Origin of the sequence: Corynebacterium sp. MSK071 (assembly GCF_030232125.1) — a bacterium.
GTDB classification, from domain to species: domain Bacteria; phylum Actinomycetota; class Actinomycetes; order Mycobacteriales; family Mycobacteriaceae; genus Corynebacterium; species Corynebacterium kefirresidentii.
Genome location: NZ_JASPJA010000001.1, coordinates 32247 through 55078, shown reverse-complemented (window position 1 = coordinate 55078; position 22832 = coordinate 32247). Strand labels below are relative to the sequence as shown.

General features: G+C 55.5%; 15 protein-coding genes and 1 pseudogene. 3 read left to right on the top strand and 13 right to left on the bottom strand.

Features of this window, described 5'->3' with window-relative positions; genetic code table 11:
• Positions 1-32: 32 nt before the first annotated feature.
• The 3 genes from QP990_RS00255 to QP990_RS00245 all read right to left on the bottom strand — a co-directional run bounded on the left by QP990_RS00255 (position 33) and on the right by QP990_RS00245 (position 6214).
• On the bottom strand, positions 33-1718 hold the full coding sequence (locus QP990_RS00255) for an AMP-binding protein (protein WP_023020072.1): 1686 nt from the start codon (positions 1716-1718) through the stop codon (positions 33-35).
• Between the two features lie 38 nt (positions 1719-1756).
• Positions 1757-5026: a cytochrome P450 gene (locus QP990_RS00250; protein ID WP_023020073.1), complete on the bottom strand. Its 3270-nt coding sequence runs from the start codon at positions 5024-5026 to the stop codon at positions 1757-1759.
• Positions 5027-5404: 378 nt separating this feature from the next.
• The gene (locus tag QP990_RS00245; protein ID WP_198010439.1) at positions 5405-6214 is read right to left on the bottom strand and encodes a GDSL-type esterase/lipase family protein; all 810 of its coding nucleotides are present in this window, start codon (positions 6212-6214) and stop codon (positions 5405-5407) included.
• 858 nt (positions 6215-7072) lie between these two features.
• Here QP990_RS00245 and QP990_RS00240 point away from each other — a divergent pair.
• Positions 7073-8265 (top strand): annotated as a pseudogene (locus QP990_RS00240) (IS1249 family transposase).
• A 329-nt stretch (positions 8266-8594) separates the two neighbouring features.
• Here QP990_RS00240 and QP990_RS00235 read toward each other — a convergent pair.
• From QP990_RS00235 to QP990_RS00215, 5 genes are all read right to left on the bottom strand, one after another.
• Entirely contained in the window at positions 8595-9608 is a 1014-nt protein-coding gene (locus QP990_RS00235; RefSeq protein ID WP_023020077.1) for an alpha/beta hydrolase family protein, read from the bottom strand.
• Between the two features lie 137 nt (positions 9609-9745).
• Positions 9746-11440 carry a hypothetical protein gene (locus QP990_RS00230; protein WP_023020078.1) on the bottom strand — a complete coding sequence of 565 codons (1695 nt, stop codon included), beginning with the start codon at positions 11438-11440 and terminating at the stop codon, positions 9746-9748.
• A 53-nt stretch (positions 11441-11493) separates the two neighbouring features.
• Positions 11494-12474, bottom strand: a complete 981-nt coding sequence (locus tag QP990_RS00225; protein WP_023020079.1) for a decaprenyl-phosphate phosphoribosyltransferase — start codon at positions 12472-12474, stop codon at positions 11494-11496.
• Positions 12467-12982, bottom strand: coding sequence for a phosphatase PAP2 family protein (locus QP990_RS00220; RefSeq protein WP_023020080.1), 516 nt, complete (start codon positions 12980-12982; stop codon positions 12467-12469). Before QP990_RS00220 ends, QP990_RS00225 begins: the two co-directional genes overlap by 8 nt.
• Complete coding sequence (locus tag QP990_RS00215) at positions 12972-14924, bottom strand: glycosyltransferase (RefSeq protein WP_023020081.1); 1953 nt, start codon at positions 14922-14924, stop codon at positions 12972-12974. Before QP990_RS00215 ends, QP990_RS00220 begins: the two co-directional genes overlap by 11 nt.
• Before the next feature lie 106 nt (positions 14925-15030).
• On the opposite strand from QP990_RS00215, the gene QP990_RS00210 reads away from it, so the two are divergent.
• Positions 15031-16293 (top strand): hypothetical protein, encoded by a 1263-nt coding sequence (locus tag QP990_RS00210; RefSeq protein WP_023020082.1) that lies wholly within the window; start codon positions 15031-15033, stop codon positions 16291-16293.
• Here QP990_RS00210 and QP990_RS00205 read toward each other — a convergent pair.
• The 3 genes from QP990_RS00205 to glf all read right to left on the bottom strand — a co-directional run bounded on the left by QP990_RS00205 (position 16290) and on the right by glf (position 18373).
• The gene (locus QP990_RS00205; protein WP_023020083.1) at positions 16290-16877 is read right to left on the bottom strand and encodes a three-helix bundle dimerization domain-containing protein; all 588 of its coding nucleotides are present in this window, start codon (positions 16875-16877) and stop codon (positions 16290-16292) included. The genes QP990_RS00210 and QP990_RS00205 overlap by 4 nt on opposite strands.
• 65 nt (positions 16878-16942) lie before the next feature.
• The gene (locus tag QP990_RS00200) at positions 16943-17143 is read right to left on the bottom strand and encodes a hypothetical protein (protein ID WP_023020084.1); all 201 of its coding nucleotides are present in this window, start codon (positions 17141-17143) and stop codon (positions 16943-16945) included.
• Positions 17144-17176: 33 nt separating this feature from the next.
• Positions 17177-18373: a UDP-galactopyranose mutase gene (glf, locus tag QP990_RS00195; protein WP_023020085.1), complete on the bottom strand. Its 1197-nt coding sequence runs from the start codon at positions 18371-18373 to the stop codon at positions 17177-17179.
• Positions 18374-18519: 146 nt separating this feature from the next.
• On the opposite strand from glf, the gene QP990_RS00190 reads away from it, so the two are divergent.
• Positions 18520-20418, top strand: coding sequence for an N-acetylmuramoyl-L-alanine amidase (locus QP990_RS00190; RefSeq protein ID WP_023020086.1), 1899 nt, complete (start codon positions 18520-18522; stop codon positions 20416-20418).
• Here the strand turns inward: QP990_RS00190 and QP990_RS00185 are convergent.
• Together QP990_RS00185 and glpK are read right to left on the bottom strand one after the other, a co-directional pair.
• Entirely contained in the window at positions 20415-21245 is an 831-nt protein-coding gene (locus tag QP990_RS00185; protein ID WP_023020087.1) for a Cof-type HAD-IIB family hydrolase, read from the bottom strand. The two genes, QP990_RS00190 and QP990_RS00185, sit on opposite strands and share 4 nt — an antisense overlap.
• Positions 21246-21267: 22 nt before the next feature.
• Positions 21268-22815, bottom strand: coding sequence for a glycerol kinase GlpK (glpK, locus tag QP990_RS00180; protein WP_023020088.1), 1548 nt, complete (start codon positions 22813-22815; stop codon positions 21268-21270).
• Between the last annotated feature and the right edge of the window lie 17 nt (positions 22816-22832).

The window sequence follows — 22832 nt, the reverse complement described above, 5'->3', positions numbered from 1 at the left end:
AAATCTCATCCTACACAGACGAATTGAACTCTCTAGGCTGTCGACTTGCCAGGAAGCTCAGGGCGTATAACCTTACCCATTGGGTTGCGAGGAAGATCAGTAACGAAAAACACGTCGCGAGGAGTGTGCGCGTCGGACAAGCCCTCGCGGACTAGCCGGCGAACTTCATCTTCTGTAAGCTCCTCCGAATTCACGCCGTCTTCCCGAATGATGTAGGCACGGAGAGCCTGGCCAAAGTCAGGATCTTGAACGCCGTGTACATGTACCTCTGCGACACGACTGTCTCGGATCAGTAAGTCCTCTAGCTCAGAAGGGAAAATCTTCTCACCATACTGCGTAATTACTAGGTCGTCCGCACGCCCGCCCACGTATAGCTTATTTCCCTTCTTATAGCCGCGATCACCCATACGCAGTAGCCCATTTTGAGTTTTAATATCAATTGATGGATCGGTATATCCGGCAAACATGTCGTAGGCACCGGCGAAAATCTCCCCTACTTCGCCGTCGGGAACCACTTGACCGTCATCGTTTCGTATCTCAATCATTGAGCCTGGGTGAATAGTACCAGTCAACGTTGGGTCTGCCGCCAAGTCTTCGGCTGCCGAAATCGCAAGACCAGAAGTTTCAGTGGAACCGTAGCAATTGTGGAAAATGGGGCCGAACTTTTGATTTACTTTTTGCACCTCGTAAGGGGTGAGGGGGCTACCCGAGGACGTTACAAACTCAAGGCCAGGCACGCGGTCAATACCGTTCTTATCCAAATAACCTATCATCCCGCGAAGCCGAGAGGCGGAGCTGATCCACGCATCCACACCATACCGTTCCACTTGTTCAAGTGCTTTCGCTGAATCGAAATTGCGTTGAGTAATGATCGTCGAACCGGTAAATAAGCACAACAGCATATTACCCCAGCCGTAGAAGTGAAATAGTACGCCTGTAAGAAGGACAGACATATCTCGGCGCCATGGGATAGCGCCCAAAATCGGTCCAATACCCTGAGGCGACTTAAGCTGGCGGCGTACAACTCCCTTCGGCATTCCTGTGGTACCCGAGGTCATCACGACATGCTGAGACTTCGTAGGCTTTTTGGGCAGGAGGTTCAAATTAGGACTGCCGGCTTCTATGACTCCCTCCATAGTAAGGACACCCTCAGGGAGGGAGGAGCTATCCTCCACGTGACCAATAATGATCTGACAGGTCTTCTTAGTAGTCTCAGTAAGCCTTTCATAGAAGCATTGGTCCACGACGAGTGTTTTAACTTCATGGAACTCAAGCACGCGCTCGATCTGGGGGCCAGAGCTATTGGCGTTAATCATAAAAATATGGTAGCCGGCCATCTGACGTGCGCAAAGCGGGAATATTGCTGCACGCCCGTTTAGCGCCATGACGGCTACATTGCTTCCGTCCTCCACCCCGTTTTTGAGAAGTCCGGTTGCTAGTCGAGTCACTTGCTCGAAGCACTCACCAAACGTTAGCTCGCCGTCATCATCAACTAGGCCCAGACGTTCAGGATGACGGCGTGCGGTATTCGCCAATGCGCCACTCTCCAACGTCCCAAACCGTCGAATAGTCTCAAAGTCGGACCTTACTTCCCGTGCCGAACCGAACTCAAAGATATTGTTTTTCCGAATGACGTTAAGAAAGTAAAGGAACTGACGAACAACTTCCTTCCTAGGAACACCATGCTGAGTGTTCGGTTGCAGTGTATATTTTGACATTATTTTCCTTTCACGGCTTAAATGACTTAGTTGCAATTTTATGAAAATGCATCAGTGACATAGGTAAACGATTCTCGTTCCATCTTTCCAACTGCAGCGGCGGCAGCGCTTTCATCTAGGTTGAGATGTTCCCCAACAATCGCTCGCATGACTTCACGCACCGAGGGCGCAACCTTGGTCGCATCTCCGCAAACTAGGACCCTCGCGCCCCTGGAAATATAGTCCATTACCTCGTGACGATTCTCGTATACTTTGTCTTGGACGTACTTCACCTCATTTTGGGAAGAATTCATTTCTGGATGCCTAGAAAAGGCTGTCCTAACGTCGACTAGACCGTCTTTCTCCCAGACTTCCAATTCTTCACGATACAAGTAATCCGAATCTGGTCCGTGGCATCCGAAAAAGAGTAGTACAGGTTCCACAGCACGCGTACTATTCCGTGATTCAATCGCGCGTTCCTCGATGAACGCCCTCAAAGGTGCGATCCCTGTACCCGCACCGATCATCACCACTGGTTTGTCTACCTCATCGGCGCGGAAGTGGGGGTTTCCACCAACAACGGAAACGCAAACCTTTGCCCCTGGTTTTAGTCCAGCTAGATAGTTAGAGGCAACACCGGAAAAAACTCCACTTCCAGACCAAGCTGGAGACTCTAGCCTAGAGAAGGTAAGGGACACCCGATTCGTAGACGCCAACGAGGAGGAGGAAATAGAGTAGCGGCGGGGCTTCAGTGGCTCAAGGAGGGACAAATACTCTTCAAAGCTCAAATCAATTGATGAATACTTCTCAAGGAGGTCTATCAATGAGGTCCTATTCTTCAACAACTGAGCATAAGTGGCCGGTTCAAGGAGCATTTCCAATTCCTTCTTTTCCGGGGGGCACACACAGTTGCGTTGTAGGATGCCGATGTGCTGTTTACTAACTGGAGTTGCAAGCTCAACGTAGTTAGTAAGCAGTTCAGTAAGAGTCATCACTTGGCCGACTGGAAGAATCGTAGATTTGCCGTTCAGCTTTATGCGGGCCTCGCTTGACAGTCTAAATCGATCCAAAACTCGATTTACTGAAACCTCTGGATTTCGCGGTAGTACTTCAAGATAGTCACCTGTAGAATACTTAACTTCTTGAGGTAGCTCTATATCCACCCGGTACTTATCATTGATCGGTCCATCTGCGGCGGTTGAAAGCCTGACAACTCTTTGAACTACGGCCTCAAAAAATTCGCTCTCCGAATCGGTCGACAAGGCATCTGCTCGACCTTCGCTCATGTACTGGATATGAACAGAATTCGCTTCGTCTTGGCTGTCAATTTCTACCGAAAGATGATCTCCAATAGCCTGCCAAAGCTGCTTTTCCCAGTCCGCGAAATCCGAGAGGTAGTCTCCGCGAACATCTACAGCTCCCCTATCGACGAGCCGGTTAGCCCCCGCCGCTTCCATAGCCTGATCGATGACTGACGGCACGCGTTGGAACGTTTCCGCCCATTCGGAATTACCACTACCAATTACGGCAAAGCTTACTTCACCTAAGTCAGGACAGTCCCCAGTGGTCAGCCACTTGAAAAAAGACTTCGCATTCTCCGGCGGCAATCCCTCATAAGAGCTGGTAGCAATTATTACTACGTCTCCAGAGTGCAGGTCATCAACTGCATCATCGAGGTCAGCCACCTCCGTTTCAAAACCTTGCGAATTAGCGAACGCTTCCAGTTTTTTCGCATGATTCCGAGAAGTCCCAGCATTGGATCCGACGAATAGCCGCAGCTTATGCCCGTTTGGCTCGGCAACCGCAACCTTGTCAAACTTTTCCTCGCCGGAAATCGACCCACCTGCTTCGGTCTCAGACTCCCCGCCTCGACCCCGGTACGGGAACTTTTCTCGCGGAGCGATGTTGACCAATAGATCTTTCGGTTTCGAAGTGAGTCCATCCAACATGGTAAGTTCGTATGAAGGATCAGCGAATTCAAGATCGAAGTGTTGGATAATTAAAGCAAGAACCATTGTCGCTTCCTGCATGGCGAATGCACGGCCTAAGCAGGATCGCTCGCCGTTGCCAAACGGCTTCCAGGCGTTGTGCGGAATTTTCTTTGCACTCTCAAATTCAAACCTCTCCGGTCTAAATTCCTCAGGACTATCCCACACAGCCGGATCACGATGCATGTGTCCCAAAAGGACAAGAAGAGTGTCGCCTGGATTAACAGTTACAGGGTCGCCAGCCGTTCCTCCATTTTCGCCGATTGTGGTGGTTTCATAAGGTGTCACAGCATATGCTGGTGCCGTCGGGTATAGTCGCAAGCCTTCACGTAAGATCTGGTCTATGTATCCCAGATTTTTAAGATCTTCATACTTAGGAAAGCGGCCATTCAAAACCTTGTCTGTTAATTTTCGAGCTTTCTGAAGGACTTCCGGATTCTTGATTAACTCATACACCACAAAACTTAGAAGTCCTGAGGTAGTCTCGTGGCCTGCAATCAGAAAAGTAATGAGCTGATAACGAAGGTTCTCATCGCTTAGCTTTTCACCAGTCGACGGATCTTCAGCATTCATCATCACGTCGAGAACATCTTCATCACCCTCAGCGCTGGGATTCCGACGCCGCTCTGAAATCAACTCATCCACCGTATTTTCCATGGTTTTAATGTCCCCCTGGAATCGGTGTTGACCAATAAAGTCAAGCTTTTTTTGAATTTCAAGTGCGTGAGCCTTTCGGCCTGCATGATGTAGGCCTCTTGCCATTGCATTGACAAACGGGTGGAAACCTTCGGTGTAAAACGAGTTAAACCGATAGCTGAACGAGCATAGCGCGATCGTATCGAGAGTCAAACGAGTGAAATCATTAGCAACGTCAACTGCCGCTCCTGAAGAATTTCTGGACCACTTAAGCATTAACTGGTCCGCAATGTCCGTCATTTGACCATACATACTCCGCAACGCTAACGGGTTGAACGCCGGCATGAGAATACGGTGGGCTTTGCCCCACTCCGGATCATCATATTCAGAAGTAAACAGTCCATTCCCCGCAAAATTACGCACTACTTGCAGAGCAGGGTGGACTAATTTATGGAATCGGGATTCATCCGATAGTTCATCCACCAGTGCGAAGGAGCTCACTACATAGAAAGGCTCTGTCCCAGGGATTACCTGTCGATAAAATCGCCCATGTTCTTTAGCAAGCTTAGTTGCGGATTGTACAATGTTATTAGGGTCAACCGAATATGCAGTTCCGACAAACGGGTAAACCTTGGGTCCTGGCAATTCCGCCAAACAAGTTGAGTTATTGTCATTTTTCGAGGCGTTGGTGATAGTGCCAGTCATCTAGATTAGCTCCTTCTTTGAATTCACATCGCAGTAATACGTCTCGGATTGAAGTCCTTGTTGGACTTACAGATAGGAATTTGTACAGCTACGTTAAATGGCTCTTGAAGGCGTACTTCTAGAATAATTGAAGTACTTGTTGAATGCTCGGCCATGCATTCAAGGTTCTGTCCAAGAAATTGTCTAAACGCAATGTACCGGTTAGATGAACCAGCGGCGTCGTGAGCGGATAGTTCTGGACCAGTGTGAATACAAACTCAGGAGTCATATCGTCGTTCTTTCTGTGTCAATGACGAAATTGCCGTCTCTTCTAGTAAAAGTCATAGACAGGAATTAGTGGCTATTTCCATCACCTGCCTGTTGACCCATTTGGATGCCTTAGCGATAAGTTTCGGCAATACGCCTACCATAATATCCGTGCCCGGCATCAGTGAGATGCCCGGCCAACTTATGCGGTGAATCGTCAAAGATCGAGGCACCATAACGTCCAGGATCATTAGAGCACCCATTCTTGCCACTTTGAACGGAAATCTCGGCGACCATATCCAGAAACTCACTTCCCGTATGCAGAGCGGCCAATCGTTGCTGTTCTCGCACTTCATCTTGGTAATAGGCCACAAGTGGGAAATACCAGTGACTGGTAACCCCTAGAAGATTGGAGCCACACGTATGATTGTGCCCATCTGTTTCATCTGGGATTCCCAGAAGAATTACTTTTGCGTTGGGGGCGACGCTTTTCACACGGTTAATAGCACCTGTCATTGCCGCATCGTAACGAGCCATTCGTTGGGGCTGTGTAGTCATTGATGGCAAGTTATTTGGCTGGTAAGTGTCGTTAACTCCAGCACTGATAGTCACCAGCCGCGTATTCGCATCGAGCTTACGATCCGCTATTGCTCGCTCAACCTGCTGACGAACTGTGTCATGTGGGATTGCATCATTTCCGTGCGGTTCGACGTATGCAGTCGCTCCCGGACAAGAATAGTCCTCTAGGCGCAGGCCAGTACGCTTCGCAGCCTGAACTGCAAAGTTGTTAGGATCCTGTGCGCAGGAGCCATTGCGAATGGTTGGCCACTCAAGATTCGGGACGTTCTTTTTAGTCTTGTATACCGCCACGTCTAGTGCTGTAGGGTTGGCCGCTACGGAGTCGCCAAAGCTCAGATAGGTTTCCCGAACGTTTTGGTTCACTTGAGGCTTTGGTTGGAGGTTTATTGGTGCCGCTGGAAGCGGTGGCATTTGCGGCAACGGGGGAAGCGGTGGCATTTGCGGCAACGGGGGAAGCGTCGGCGCTTGTTGAGGTAACGATGGTAAAGAAGGGGCTGCCTGTGCAATTGGCACCCCTGATACCCCGATGGCGAGCGCGACTATTACACCGCAAATTTTTCGTATCTTCATTGGTCCTCTTCTCAAGGTTAAAATTGACTGGCTAATCCTTGAAAGTACCACAGTGGCACTATTTATAGTTCTTCAGCTTTCGTTAAAATGTTACACGTCATCTCAAAGTTCCTCAGGGATATTCTGTATAGCTTGTAACTTTTTTAGAAATCCCTTTCTGCGCTGTATCCAATGTGTCCCCATTACTTGCTAAATCTCCTCGCATTAGAGCACTATATTTGCGCGGATTCCACTACATGCAAACCATAAATGCTTGACCAGCGTTCGGACATTCCTCCGTCTTTTGAGCAGAAGGCGTGTCTAGTTTGTAAGCATGCATTCGAGTTGACACATTGGAATATCGCTTTGGCGGTGCACTGCTCCTTAGTAGGGCCGTTTTTCGTTCAATGCACCGGAATGGCACCTACACGCGCTAACTGACTGCTAGTGCGCTTTACCACTGATACCAAAATTCCCTTGACGCTCTCTTTACGCTGTTCGAATAAAACGGGGGTTGAGGGTCACAATGCATGCCTAAGATCAGGTATTTTTAGATTCTGACCTGTAGGGTTTCGCAGGATATATGCTTCGCGGGCGTATATCTGAGCTTCAGATGCGAAATCCACGATGTGGTAGCCAACCCGTGGTAGTAGGCGGTGGTCTGGTGGCCCAATGCCAAAGGATCGACCACGTTGCCACTGCGGCGGCGATACCAAATGCAAAGGAACTACCCGAAGGCGGTGTAAGGCCTGCGGAGTTTCAGTCAATAAAAGCCGACCAGATGTCACCAAAGCTGCCGCATTGAGCCAGTTCATCGAACATTGCATCTCCACAACTTCACTGGAAGCTTTGGCTACACAAAATGGTGTCCGTGCTTCAACAACGAAACGACGCTTTAGCTGGTGCTGGCTTGTAGATGTTCTCGACCTCATCGTCGGTCATACCGGGCGGATCTATGACCAAGTCTTTATCGACGGCACCTACACCGCCAGCAGATGCTTAATCGTGGCCGGCACCCTAGACCACGTCATTGCCTGCCACTGGTGCAAGCGCGAAACCACCCATGCCTACACACAGTTATTGGAACGAATATCAGCGCCTTCAATCGCCGTCATTGACGGCGAGCAAGGAGCTGCTAGCGCCATCAAACAGTGCTGGCCTACCACTGTCATCCAACGCTGCCTGGTGCATGCTCAGCGTGTGATACGCCGCTATACCACCTCACGTCCACGTACTGATGCTGGGCGCCCCATCTACCAACTGGCACCCAAACTCACACGCATTACCACTATCGACTAAGCCAGCCAATGGGGCGCACAACTGAATGGATTCGCCTCGGTCTACCGCACCTGGTTAGAGGAAAAGACCCTCGTCAAAGACCCCAAACAGTCCATTGAACGCATACGTTGGCCCATGCAAACGTGCGCAAGGCCTACAACAGCCTGGCGTAGCGACCTGCTGCTTGTCTACCTCACCCCGCCTGAAGGAGTCGTTGATACTCACGAATATAAGCCACCACCAATAGTCTCGAAGGCGGAATCAACCCCCAGTTGAAATTACTAGCGAGAACAAACCGCGGACGACGCGGAGAACGCCAACGCCGAATGCTCGAGTGGCGGCTCTATCTAAAAGCAGAACTGCCCGACGAGCCACTACGCATCGCCAAGCAGTCCCACTGGGGCCAGGACCAACTCGCCAAAGTATCCATCCTGACCCACACAGAGAACCAAGCCGACCACGAAACAGGACGACCAGCCCTCTACGACAACGGTATCGACACCGAGTACACCCACTCAATCGGCATCCAAAAAGGCCAAATCCAATCCCAGCGACACGCCGAACCAGACACACATTTTGACCCTTAAGCCAAGTTCTCCTCAAAACATCTCGTATCCCACAGGAAATTTTTATCTGGTACGCACGCTACAAGGCGAAACGGCGGAACTCGTGGTGCTATTACTGCTCCATCAATTTGATGGCTATGACCGCAAACAAAATCGGACTAGTCGCGTAGAACCACACCCGTGTCCACTCAATCAGATGTGGCAAGAGGCGACCCCCGTAGGGCCATTCAGATTCATACCAATTCAATATAGCGAGACCATGATTGTACTGCGATCTTCAACTCTAGCTGTCGGCCTTTAGTTATAAGGACACTGTTCAAACAACCAACTCTAGTAAATGAACTACTGCGCTACCACGCGTTCATCACGTTCAGAACTTGAGGTTTAGAGCGATTAAGCTGATAACCAAATTGTTCCCAGTTGTGCAGGCCTTGGGCTGGGTAGCTTACAGTCGGATTTAGACCTTGCAGCCGCGCAGCACCTTCCCACACGTGAGTAGTCACGTTAGACCCGACCTCTAAGGCTGCCCCAGCGGCTTGATGCTCTGGCAGATAATGGCTGTCCCCAGGACCAGGAATACCAGAGGCCGAAGAAATATATAGATTAGTGTTACGCAATTGAGGGATCAGCAACAGCGGATCGTTTTGGAAACGCTTCGGATTAAACAGCGATCCGTACATTGCATTGATATTGAAGCCACCAGCATCCAACATAGCCAGACGCATGAACGTCTGTGCCCCCGGAACAGTGGTAGTCAAGAAACCGGAAAAAGACAGCGCTTGCCGGAATTGATTCGGGTGCTTCGCTGCCAGGGTTAGCGCGGCACCAGCGCCCATCGACAAACCCGCAATAGAGTTATTGTTACGTGCAACGCCGAAGTTTCGCTCCAGATAGCCTGGGAGTTCGCTGGTCAGAAACGTCTCCCATTTATAATTAACGGGGTTTGATAGATCGTAGGTCGCAGGCCCCTGCCAATCAGCATAGAAGGAAGCGGCACCGCCAACCGGCATAGCCAAGGTAATGTTGTGCGGCTCGTAGGTCCTTGCAGCATTGACGTCGTTTACCCACGCGTTGGTGCGATCGGTGGCACGGAGACCATCAAGCAAATAGAGGGCAGCATTGCCGCCGCGCTTTGCGGGCTGAATCTGTACCGGGATGGTGCGGCCCATGGCCTGGGACCAAACGTCACAGCGCTGGACCCACCAGGCAACCTTGTCCCACTCACACGTACCAGTGGCGTCACGGCGCAGCCAGTCGCGGTTGGCTGCCTCGGCCGGCTGGGAGCCCGCCACGACGGCCAAGCCCAAAGCTACGGCAACTGCCATGATGACTGAAAGGACGCGACCCTTGATGGAAGCAGTCATCTTTCTCCTCCAAACTACTCGGTGATTGTCACTAAGCTTTATCGTCCGAACCCCGTATATCGTTAACGTCACGGATCGATAACAATGTCACAGGTTAGTGTAACTTAGGTTGGCCCTAAAGTCTGCATTTGAAGGAATTAGTGCAGGTAGTCCGAGGGATCCGAGGAGAAGGCTAGGGTCCGCCCGTCTGTCAGGGAGAATTTAATATTTTTCCAGAAACGGTCCCAAGTTAAAGGATCCCTGTAGGTGGCGAAGAGTTTCTGAAAATCGGCGTCGGCAAGAGCGGCGCGAGCCTTGGCAACCTCGTACTTATCAATCCACGCCGGAACCTCGTCAATATCGACGGCAGAGTCTGCCACCTGCCATGACATATCCAAGCTCTTGTCGTGCCCAATGCGTCCACCCACGATGCGTGGCTGGCGCGCCGCCAAAGGATTGCTGAGTCCAATATTGTCCAGCACGCGAATATCCAGCGGTGCATTCATGGAAGAAAGGCCCAAATTGAGCAGGTAAACGGTCGGTGGGTCGGTGCGCGAGGGATCTGCGGGGGCCGCCGTCCACGAGAACCTATCTTCCCCCTTGATATAGCGGAAGGTCATGGCGTCGCCAGCCTCCAGCTCGTCGATGCCCTCTTGGTAGTCCTCCATAAACTTGGCGCCGAGGAATTCTTCGGCCCGCATGGGAGGATCCTCACGCTGGGTCGCGTTGGTCCAGAAATCGCGCTCATCCACGATGGAGATCTCGCCCTCGTAGATGCTGCGGTCCACCGGATGTCCGCGCAGAACGATAACTAGCGCCCATACCGCACAGAACACGGAGGCTATCCATGCTCGAACGCTCACCACAAAAATGGGAAGCAGTGCCGCAAAAAGTGGGAGCAAAAGCATGCGACCATGCATGAAATCTCCACCCACGCGCAGCACGTAGAGCGTGTGAATGAGCGCAGCGCCTTCAAAGAGATAAATAGCGGTGGCAGTAGAGCACACCGCGGTGGGGCGCAGGTTTGCCTTCCATAGACCTGCCACGGCGAGCACGATAAGCGGCAGGAAGAGCCAGTATGGGCCGGCAAAATCCGCCAGGTAGGTAAACCCCTTGCCCCATTCGGAGTCAGCCGCGGACTTAGCCACAGCCGTGTGTGGGGTCAGCAGGCCGTAGTAGCCCATGCGGAAGACCTCATAAGCCAGCGGCAACGGCACCGCGACAGCGATAACTTTCCACGATCGATGAGACACGAGGAGAATGATTCCCACCAGACCGCCGTACAGGGCGAGCTCTGGGCGCACCAGCCAAGACAATCCGGCCCAGAAAGCTAGCCAGTAGGCGTCGCTATTGCTATTGGAATGGCGGGCCGGCCGCGACCAACGCAGCAATAGCGACCAGAGCACAGCTAGATAGAAAATGCAGAGGCCCCACTCCAGTCCCGAGGTGAAGAAGTCCCTGGCCGGCGGAAGGGCCAGATACACCAGCGCACCGGCCGGAAGAACAGCGCCAGAGCGAATGCTTGCCGACGCCCCCGTACCGACCACCATTGCTACTACCGCCAGGATGAGCCCCAAGTAAATGGCGATGCCTTCTAGGTTTGCGTGGGTCACCCAGCGCACCAGGAAAATGAGGTACTGCCACAGCGTGGAGGTATTGGCCTCTACGCGTTCGCCCATATTGAACACGGGCCCATTTCCGGCTTCGAGGTTGCGCACGGTTCGCAGGACAATGAGTCCGTCATCGGAAATCCAGCGGCGCGCAAAACCGCCCCACAAAGATAAAACACCGATCACAAGAACGACCGCCGGGGTACTCCAGCGGGCGATACTCTTGTGGTCGGTGTTAAGCACGGGAAGAAAGTTTATCAGCCCCGAGGAAAATTTCTATATCGATTCAGCTGTGTCTAGAACAACGGCATGATATACACCGCCATGGCGATGCAAGCGAGCCAAGCCAAAGCGAGAACCTGCAAAGTGCGGTCCTCCAGTGCAATCTCATCCGGAGCGCCACCCTGGCCGCGGTCCACATCGGCCGCATAGCGCAAGATGGCGATGGTAAACGGCACCATGGAGACTTGGTACCACACGCCACCGGTCTGGGCATCGTTAGCAAGCTCGAAGCCCCAGAGGGTGTAGCAGATAACCACCGCGGTGGCGGCTAGCGTCCACACGAAGCGCAGGTAGGTAGGCGTATAACCTTCCAGGGACTTGCGGATTTTCGCGCCGGTTTGCTCCACAAGAAGGATCTCCGAGTAGCGCTTGCCTGAGGCCATAAATAGCGAGCCAAAGGCCGCCACCAGCAGGAACCACTGCGAAAGCTCGATGCCTGCAGCCACGCCACCGGCCATGGTGCGCAGCATGAAGCCGGAGGAAACCAGGGCGATATCAATCACCGGCATGTGCTTCCAACCGAAGCAATAGCCCAATTGCAACGCGATATAAATCGCCATCACAATTGCCAGCTGCGGGCCAGCGGTAGCAAGGAAGGATAGCCCGATGGACAAGCAGATGAGCACCACGGCCATGACATAGGCGAGCTTGATGGGCAGCACGCCGGAGGCAATCGGGCGGAAGCGTTTGGTCGGATGCTCCTGATCCTCGCGCCAGTCCTTCGCATCATTGATCAAGTAGATGGAGGAAGCGCCGAGGCAGAAGACGACGAAGGCCAAGAGGACATCGACAAGCACGCGGCCGTGAAATAGGGCATCGGCGCCGGCCGCGGCGGGGGCCGCCAGCACGAGGACGTTTTTGACCCACTGCTTGGGACGCAGGGCCTTAATCATGCCATCGACAAGATTCTTCGGCGGCTTGCGCTTGCGGCCGGTATCTACGCCAGAGGTGTGCGGTTCCGAATGGAAAAAGTGCTGGTTTCCATCATCACTCATGCTTCATTCCTTTCATCACGACCTCTGCGGTAGCAGCGCCGATGGCCGCACCCACTGCCGTATCTGTTGGGTAGTGCACTCCGAGGACCATACGCGATGCCATCATGACTGGCACGCCGAGAAGCGGCGCCTTGCAGCCGGTAAGGCGGCTCGCCGCCACCAGGAATGCAGTAGTCGAGGTCGCGTGCGAACTGGGAAAAGATAGCTTGGAGGGAGTCTTTACCCCCACGCGCACGTACGGATAATCGGGGCGCTTGCGGCGCACGATGCGCTTGAGCACCACGCTAGCGGCGTGCGCGAGAAAAGCAGCAGCGCCCACCCGGATCCAGCCCTCGCGGCGGCGCTTGTCGACGCCCGCCCCTACCGCAGCGCTGCCCATCCAGCCCAGGGCATGCTCGCCCCAGTGGCTCAGCCCGCGGGCGGTGGGAAGCACGCCGGGCACGTCAAAGGCCGCACCCTGGATGGATTCGAGGACGCGCGATTCTGCTACGGAAAGTTTATTGGGCATCAAAGACCTTCTTCCAGGACTCGCGCGAGGTCAGCTCCGGCTGCGCCGCACGGTATTCAGTGCGCAGGTCATCGAAGTTTTCCTCGATCTCCTTCAGTAGCTCGCGGGTCTGCGATACGAGGTCTTTGGCCAAGTCGCGGTCGCGCTTACGGAAGGCCACACCGGTGCCACCTGCGGTAGAGACGGTGGCAGAGTCCACGCGGGAAAGGGTAAACCACCGGGCCTCGTCCGGAGTGAGGTTAAGCTGAGGCGCCTCGTGGTGCGCAGCGTCTTCCTTGCTCACGAGGTGCTTGAGGCCCTTGATGGCCCACGGGATCTTCTTAATCTTGGCTAGGCGGCCGCCGATATTGCGCGTAGGCACACCCGGCGCGCCGGTGGGAGAGGGCAGCTCATCTGCGGATTCCAAAATGACAGCATCGGAATAGTTCTTGCGGATTTCCGCGATGCGCGGCAGCGAGGACTCCAGGATGTCAAAGAGATGGTCCGGCCCCGCTAGGAAGTCGCGCATAGCTTCAATCTGGATGGCCATGGTGGAGTATTCCATGCACATGGTGTGCTTGAGGGTGGACTTGAAGATGGACTTGGTAATGCCCTTGGCCGGTCCCTCGTGGTACATCGCGGCAACGATGAGGCGGTTGCGCAGGTGGAAATAGGCCTGCCAGTCAATGGCATCATCCTTATCGGCCCAAGCCATGTGCCAGATGGCGGCACCTGGCCAGGTCACCGTGGGGAAGCCATTGCGCGCCGCGCGCAGGGAATACTCGGTATCGTCCCACTTGATAAAGAGCGGCAGCGGCTGGCCGTTGGTTTCTGCCACAATGCGCGGGAAGAGGCACATCCACCAGCCGTTGTACTCCACGTCAACGCGGCGGTGCAGCGCGCGGGAATCGTACTTCTTGGGATCTAGGTGAGTTTCGCGGGTACCGATGGCGCGCAGCGGGTACTTGGCAAAGTCGTGGTCGTAGACGGCGTGCGGTGCCGCACCCCACATGAAATCGGCACGGTTGACGCGCTCGCCGGTAGTGCGCAGCTGGGAGCGCTCCTGCAGGTTAAGCATTTGGCCACCGACGATAATCGGCTTGGCAGCGTAACGGGCCGCTTGCACCGCGCGCAGCACGGAATCCGGTTCGATGGCGATGTCATCGTCCATATAAAGGATGAAGGGCGAATCGGTATTTCCCAGCGCCTCGTACATAATGCGGGAGTAGCCACCGGAGCCGCCTAGGTTGCCCTGGCGGAACTCGCGGAAGCGCTCACCAAAGTGAGCGACTGCCTCGTCATAGCCTGGCTCATCGGCAGGGTGCTGGTTGCCTTGGTCCGGCATGAGGACGAAGTCGATGATCTCATCGACTACTGGGTCCTCGGCCAATGCCTTAAGGGCTGCTACGGCATCGGTCGGGCGGTTGAAAGTGGGAATGCCTACCGCCACGCGCTTGTCTTGGGCCGGCTGCTCGGTGCCGTCCGGCAGCACCTGCGGGCCGGGGGCGTGGGGGGAGCACCAGGCGGCGTCGGCAAGCGTGGTGTCCTGCTCGGCGGTGATATCGAACCACAGCCAGCCGCCGTCTTCGAAGTTTTTGAGTGGCAGCTCGAACTCATGGTGGCCGGTGCTTACCAGGTGGTTGGCCACGGAAATGCGCTGGCCATCCTGCTTGGAGCGGTAGAGGGAAATATTTGCCTGGCCCTCAATGTCCAGGCTGAGGATAACGGAGCGCAGCTGGGACCAGCGGCGCCAATAGGAGGCCGGGAAGGCGTTGAAGTAGGTTTCAAAAGAGGCTTCCTCGCCGGCCGGGATGGTTACGGACGTGCGGTTAAACCAGCTGAGGCGTTCGCGGTTTTGCTCGGCCTCGATGAGGTAGAGCATCCGCACATCAAAGGGCTCGCCGCGCTTAGGCAGCAGAATGCGCTGCAGGGGCTCATGGGCCTGGGTGTTGTTGGCAGTCACGATAACTTCGATTCTCCAAACGGTATAAACAGTAGTCAGCGATTTAGCGTAGTTGCTTTTGCATAAGTACTACGGTTTACACGCGGAGCCCGTAAGATGGAACATCATGAGATGGGTTCCTTGCGCGGCAGTAGTAGGTCTTTTTGCTGCAGCTAGCGCACCCGCCGCCCTCGCGGAGGACAAGCCCGCGGTGGATTTTTTGGACCACGCCCAGATTCTAAGCTCTTCGGACGAAGAGGCCGTGAAATCACAAGCGCAGTCCATGCACCTTCCAGATTCCGTGCACGAGGTTGTCTACGCCACGTATCCGAATTCGGGCGAGGATTTTTCCCGCACCCTGTTGCATGACTTGGCGCGCGAGCACCCACAATTCATCAGCAACGGTGAGCTGCAGAAGAATGTACTCGTTATCGCCGTAGGCTTTGAACCCAATAGCATGGCCGTGCGCTGTGGCGCCCAAGTGTGCCGAGACATCAAGATTTATAACGCCGGCCGCGTGGACGGCATCCTGGATCAGATGCGGCCGGCGCTGGAGGACGATGACTATACCGTCGGCATGATCTTGGCCACGCGCGCCGTCGCGGATCCGACCGTGCGCCGGCAATCTGCGCAGGAGGCGCCCACGTGGTCTATGTTCATTGCCACCACGTCAGTGATCGTGGTCCTCGCTGCGGTGGGGCTCATTACTTACTTGCTCACCCGCCGCGCCCGCCTGCGCAAGCGCTTTGACTATATTGCGGGAGTTCGCGATAGCGCCGAGGAGCTCATCGAGCGCACGGAGGCGCGCATTAATGCCCTGCAATCCCCCTTGGCGGGCGATTCCCTCAAGGCCCAGTGGCGTTTCCTAGTCAATCAGTACACCGATGCGCGGCCGACGCTCAAGGCCTTAGAACACGTCCAGGACTTTTCCTCGCATGCCGCCTCCATCAAGGAGTCCTATAAGGCGCTCAAGCAGATCCATACGGCCGCAGCGCAGATAGATTCCCTGGAAAAATTCTGCGATGGCGATACTGCGGTACGCGCCGGCGAGACGCAATGGCTGCTTAACGACGCCCAAACGGCCCTCTCCCGTCAACCCGACAACGCCAGCCTCCGCCAGATAACGCAGCGCATTAATGAGCTGTCCCAGGATCTGTCGCGGGAAGACTTCGACTCCGCCTTCGCTCGCATCCTCGAGGACTACCACCCCATGGTGGGCGCGCTGCCAGAAAGGCTATATCCACAGCGCGACCGCCAGACTCCCCCGCTCTTGGGCACGCCGGAATGGCGCCCCGGCATGGGCACGCACTATATGCCCTATAGGTTTGCGGGCTTCTGGGTGGCCAACAACAATGTCTCCTCCCAGCTACCGAACCCGTATCGCTTTTAGGCGTTAACCGGCTCAGTGACCGGATCAATGCCCAGCTTATTGAGCATGTAGAGCACGCGGGCTTCGAGGTCATCGGCCAATTCGCGCGCCTGCTCTACGGTATCCGCGGTAGGAATATCCCAGATTTTGATGTCTTTACCTGCCTCATCGCGTTCGACCTCACGGCCTAGGAACACGATATAATCCGGCATCGCTACCGTCCGTACCTCATCGAGGTACTTATTTGGAGCCTCACCCATACCGCGCTCGTTCATAACGTGGGCGAGGTGGCCTTCTGCCTCGTTTTCCGGGTGGGCAACGGCGGTATCCACATAGAGGGCCTCGCCGGCGTGCTTGCGGGTCAGTTCCGCCGCGGCTTGAGCCAACGCATTATTGGTACCGGCGGCAAAGCGGACGTGAAGGCGGTGAGCGCCGAAGTATTCACGCACCTCACGCTCCACCAATAGCGGCACGAATTCTTCGAGCTCCGCCTTCTTGGTGTGCTTGGCAATAACCTCATCGAGCTTGGCATCGATTTCTGCGGCCGTGTACTCATGGCCGTAGTTTTCGTGCAGATCCTGACGCAGGGTTTCAAACTGGTTCATTGTTATCCCCTTTCTCGGGTTATTGTCCCGTTTGCTACGTGTTAACCTGACGTTAACTTTACAGGTTAACGGTGGGTTAAGTCAAACGGTTGGGTTAAACCCAATAGTTTTCTGCGCCGAAAATGCGGGAAGGCCCGCCGGGAGTTCCGGCAGGCCTTCTTGGACTGTTCCTTCTTTTTATCGGGAATGCGCGATGCACGGCTACGCAGTTTTAGATGCTCTTGCAGCCGCTCCGGCGACATTTTCCACATGCGGCGATCAGCCATACCGTCACCTCCTTCCTGTAGAGGTGATCAAGTTTAGTGGCCACGCTCCTGTTCGATAGCCTTGCCCTCGTTCCAGAATGGCGCGAGCTTATTATCAAACATGGACAGCGCAGAACCGATAGCCATGTGCATATCCAGGTACTGGTAGGTGCCCAAGCGGCCGCCAAAAAGAACCCTATTGTCCTTCGACTCCTGGGCGGCGAGCTTGCGATAGGCCTCCAGCTTAGTGCGGTCTTCCGGAGTATTAATCGGGTAATACGGCTCATCGCCTTTATCGGCGAAGCGCGAGTACTCCTTCATGATGACCGTCTTGTCCTTCGGATACTTATCCTTACGCTCCGGGTGGAAGTGGCGGAATTCATGGATGCGGGTGTAGTCCACGTCCGCATCGTTGTAGTTCATCACGGGCGTGCCCTGGAAATCGCCGGTGTCCAGCACCTCCAGATCAAAGTCGAGGGTGCGCCAGCCCAGCTCGCCCTCGGCAAAATCAAAGTAGCGGTCCAATGGGCCCGTGTAGACCACGGGCGCATCCGGAGACTCAGCGCGCAGCTCCTCACGAACCTCGAACCAATCGGTATCCAAACGGACCTCAATATTGTCGTGGTCAGCCATGTTTTCTAGCCATGCCGCGTAGCCGTCAACGGGCAGACCCTCATAGGTGTCATTGAAGTAGCGATTGTTGAAGGTATAGCGCACCGGCAGACGGGTGATATTCGCGGCCGGCAGCTCCTTCGGGTCCGTCTGCCACTGCTTAGCGGTGTAATCGCGAATAAAGGCCTCATACAGCGGGCGACCGATAAGGGAGATGGCCTTTTCCTCTAGGTTTTGCGCTTCTTCCGGTGAGAACTCGCCGGCCTGATCCTTAATGAGCTGGCGGGCCTCATCCGGGGAGTAGTAGCGGCCGAAGAACTGGTTAATAAGACCCAGGCCCATCGGGAATTGGTAGGCGGTGCCATCGTGCATAGCAAAGACGCGGTGCTGGTAATCGGTGAAATCGGTGAACTTATTGCAGTAGTCCCACACGCGCTTATTAGAGGTGTGGAAGAGGTGCGCACCGTACTTGTGCACCTCGATTCCGGTGGTGGGTTCAGCCTCGGAGTAGGCATTGCCGCCGAGGTGGTTGCGGCGCTCCACAATGAGCACCTTCTTATCCAGCTGACTAGCGGCGCGCTCGGCAACCGTGAGGCCAAAAAATCCAGAGCCAACAACGATGAGGTCATAAGAAGTCATGGCCCCCAGTTTATTGCACTTCGGCAACCGACACGGCGCAACGGCGTGTCGCAACAGGTTTCACAGAAGTCACAAACGTACCATCACAATCAATTCTTAACTTTTGGCAACCGTTTTAACAGCTGCACAACCCCAGGGAGATAACAGTGCAACAACGACGTCGACTAGTACCCAACAGGTCCAAGTGGTCCACCCCGGTCATTGCGGCAGTCACCTCTATCGCGCTCGCCGTGACCGCCGCATTCGGCGGCCAGCAGGTACTTAAGACCCAGGACTCCAACAATAGCGGCCCCATTGAGGTCAAAAACGCCTCCACCAGCTTCAGCGATGGCGAATCCATCGTCGTCGATGACCCCGCCGTAGCCGCGCAGGGCGACGGCGAAGGCCGCCGCGCGGTCAAGCAATTCCACCGCGACGAAACCTTCAACATGTTCGCCGTCACGTGGGAGGGCAAGCGCGATATCAACTCCTTCGTGCGCTCCAAGCAGCAGGATGGCTCCTGGAGCGAGTGGTTGCCCATGGATGCGATGAACTACTCCGAGGGCAAGAACGGCACCGAGCTCATCTTCGTAGGCGATACCAACGATGTTCAGGTCTCTATGGCCAACGTTGACCTCGTGACCGGATCCAACCTGGACAAGAAGGAAGACTCCCTCCTGGACAAAGCCGCTAAGGGCGCTGATGCACATCGCCCGGCACCGCTTGCCTACAACGTCGGCGAAATCTCCCCCGTGGCCGATGAGCGCACCCAGGTTGCGGATCTCGACGCCGTGTTTATCGACGGCAATGCCCAAGCCGGCGAAGCTATCGAACCCACCGCGGAAACCGCGGGTATGCCCAAGGTTGTCTCCCGCGCTGGCTGGGGCGCCGACGAGTCCAAACGCTGCCAGCAGCCGACCTACGACGATGGCTTGAAAGCTATGACCCTGCACCACACCGCGGGTACCAATAACTACACCCGCGCGCAGGCAGCGGCACAGGTTCGCGGCGCTTATGAATACCATGCACAGACCCTGGGCTGGTGCGATATCGGCTACAACGTGCTGGTAGATAAGTTCGGCACCATCTATGAGGGCCGCTATGGCGGTTTGGACAAGGCTGTACAGGGTGCCCACGTAGGCGGCTTCAATGCCAATAACTGGGGCATTTCCATGATTGGCAACTACGAGGAAACCGAGCCTTCCCGCGAGATGCTCAACTCCGTGGCCGAGATTGCGGGCTGGAAAGCAGCAATCTCTAACATCGATCCAATGGGCAAGGCTAGCTTGTACTCCGGCGGCTTCTACGGCTCCAAGTTCCCGGCTGGGACCATGGCCACCGTGCCGGCATTCGCGGGTCACAATGATTTCCACAACACCGCCTGCCCGGGTCAGTACACCATGCGCCACTGGGACGAAATCCGTAAGAACACCAAGCGCAAAGCGGATGCCATTAAGTCCGGTAAGAACAGTACGGATCTGAATTGGCAGAAGGCTCCTCAGCCCAATGCCCCCAAGAGCCCGCAGCAGGTGGGTGGGGACATCACCTCCTCGCTAGGCGACGTCGAGGTACCGGTCTCGACTATCTCCGCCCTCGCTGGAATCGCTGCCGCAGTCTTCGGCGTGCTCATCGCCAATGACCGCCTGCAGAAGCCTGATACCGATCAAAAGGTGGCGGGCAACCTGACCACCGGCGATATTCCGGAGATTGTCAATAAGGTCGTACAGGTTTCGAATAACGAAGGCCTCAAGGAGTCCTGGACCTCCGTCCTCAACGCTTTCGGCCCGGTGCTGGGCCTGGCAGTTGGCGGCCCGGATACGACCGATGGCGGCAAGATCCTCTACCAGCTCTTCCAGAATGGCGTGGTGCTCTCCTCTAAGGAGTCCGGTACCAAGGCTCTCACCGGTGAGATTGCCAAAAAGTGGTCCGAGGGCGATAATGCCTCCAAGCTCGGCCTGCCCACGTCCAATGAGGAGAAGAATGGCAAGGAAATCCGCGTGAAATTCCAGGGCGGCGAGATTGTCTACAACACCGAAACGGAAAAGGTAGACATCTTCACCGACTAGAACCAGCGCTCTAGCACCTTTGCCACGCCCGCCTGGTGGTTAGCAACGGTGACCGCATCCGCGGCCGCCTTAACCTCTGGGTGGGCGTTTTCCATGGCCACACCGCAGCCAGCCCAGCGCAGCATCTCAATATCGTTGGGCATATCCCCAAATGCGATCGTCTCCTGCTGGGCGACGCCGGTGTGCTCAGCCAACCATTCCACCCCGCGGCGCTTAGTCACATTGGGCGCGGCAACCTCCAGAATCCCTTCCTGCATGGAATACGTCAGGTGCGCGAGCTCCGGATCGATATGGGGCGCGATGAGCTCATACAGCTTCGGAGCGGAGTAGTCCGTATTGCGGATAAGAAATTTCACGGCAGGCTGCCCCACAAGCTCGCCCATGCTGACCACCCCGAAGCCTTCAAAGAGGGCGTTTTCGGAGTAGTGGCGTTCGACTACGAAGAGGTCCTCGACGGCGTCGCCAAGCGAGCCTCCTGCCCGCTCCGCTCCAAAGCCCACGGTACCCAACACCGTCTGGGCCACATCCACCACTTCTGCCAACGCTGCGGGTGAAAGCTCGTGGGCGGACATCACGCGGTCCTCCGCGGAATCGTAGAGCACCGCCCCATTCGAAGTCACACACACCGGGCGGACGGGAAGCTGCTCCAACACGGGCGCTATCCACCGGAACGGCCGGCCAGTGGAAAGCGCAAAATAGGCACCCTGTTGGACCGCCCGCGCCACAGCGTCACGATTGCGACGCGGGACACGGTGGTTGCGGTCCAGCAGGGTGCCGTCAATATCGCTCGCGATGAGGCGAGGAGCGCGGGCAGGGAAATTCTCCATACCCGCGAGTTTACTTCAGGACTTAGAAGTCCAGATCCTCGTCCTCGTTATCTTCCCAGTCCAAGGAACGCTTAATAGCGCGCTTCCAGTCGCGGTAGAGAGCCTCTACCTCTTCCTTCTCGCGCTTCGGCTTAAACACCTTCATGTCTCCTGTCTGGCTACCCAAAACGCTCAGGTCATCCCAGAAGCCATTGTCCAAACCTGCCGCGAAGGCCGCGCCGGTCGCGGTGGTCTCGATATTCTTCGGACGGTGTACCTCCACGCCGAGCATGTCCGCTTGGAACTGCATCAGAAGTTCGTTCATGGTCATGCCGCCGTCCACGCGCAGCTCGGTGATCTCCACACCGGAGTCTGCCACCATCGCATCGGCCACGTCTCGGGTCTGGTATGCAGTGGACTCGAGCACGGCGCGGGCCAGGTGCTTACGGTTGGCAAAGCGGGTTAGACCCACGATGACGCCACGAGCATCCGGGCGCCAGTACGGAGCGAAGAGGCCAGAGAAGGCAGGCACGATGTAGACGCCGCCGTTGTCTTTAACTTCCCGCGCCAGGTTCTCGATGGATGCAGCATTCGGGATAATCTGCAGGTTATCGCGCAGCCACTGCACTAGGGAACCGCCCATGGATACGGAGCCCTCCAACGCGTAGACAGGGCGTTCGCCCTCACGCTGGAAGCACACGGTGGTCAGTAGGCCATTCTCAGAGAACTTCGGGGTGGTGCCCGTGTTCAGCAGGAGGAACAGTCCGGTTCCGTAGGTATTCTTTGCAGAGCCGGCCCGGAAGCATCCTTGGCCAAACATCGCAGACTGCTGGTCACCCAGGATGGCGCGGATAGGAACACCGGAGAGCGAACCGCGCTCACGCACGGTACGGAAATCACCGAGGGATGGGCGAATCTCCGGCAGCATGGACATTGGGATGCCCATTTCCTTGCACAGTTCCTCATCCCACTCCAGCTTTTCGATGTCCATGAGCAGGGTGCGGGAGGCGTTGGTGACGTCGGTAGCGTGCAGAGCCTCACGGCCAGCATCGCCCTCGGCTCCGCCGGTGAGGTTCCACAATAGCCAGCTGTCAATGGTGCCGAAGAGCAGATCGCCGGCCTCGGCGCGCTCGCGTGCGCCCTCGACGTTATCGAGGATCCACTTCACCTTCGGGCCGGCCGGGTAGGAGTTAATGAAAAGACCGGTGCGGCGGCGCCACTTTTCCGGGCCTTCCTCTCCCGAGAGCTCCTTACAGATGGCGGTAGTGCGGGTATCTTGCCAGACAATAGCGTTGTAGACCGGCTTGCCGGTGTGCTTATCCCACACCACGGTGGTCTCTCGCTGATTGGTGATACCTACCGAGTCAATGTCTTCCACAGTGATATCGCCATTGGCAAGAGCCTCACCGACGGCGCGACGGGTATTGCTCCAGATTTCTTCCGGGTCGTGTTCTACCCAGCCCTTTTCGGGAAAGATCTGCTCGTGTTCGAGCTGACCAACGGCAACCTGCTCGCCATCGTGGTTAAAGATAATGCAGCGCGTCGACGTAGTTCCCTGGTCGATAGCGGCGACGTATTTCTTGTTAGTCATGTGTCTAGTCTCCTATA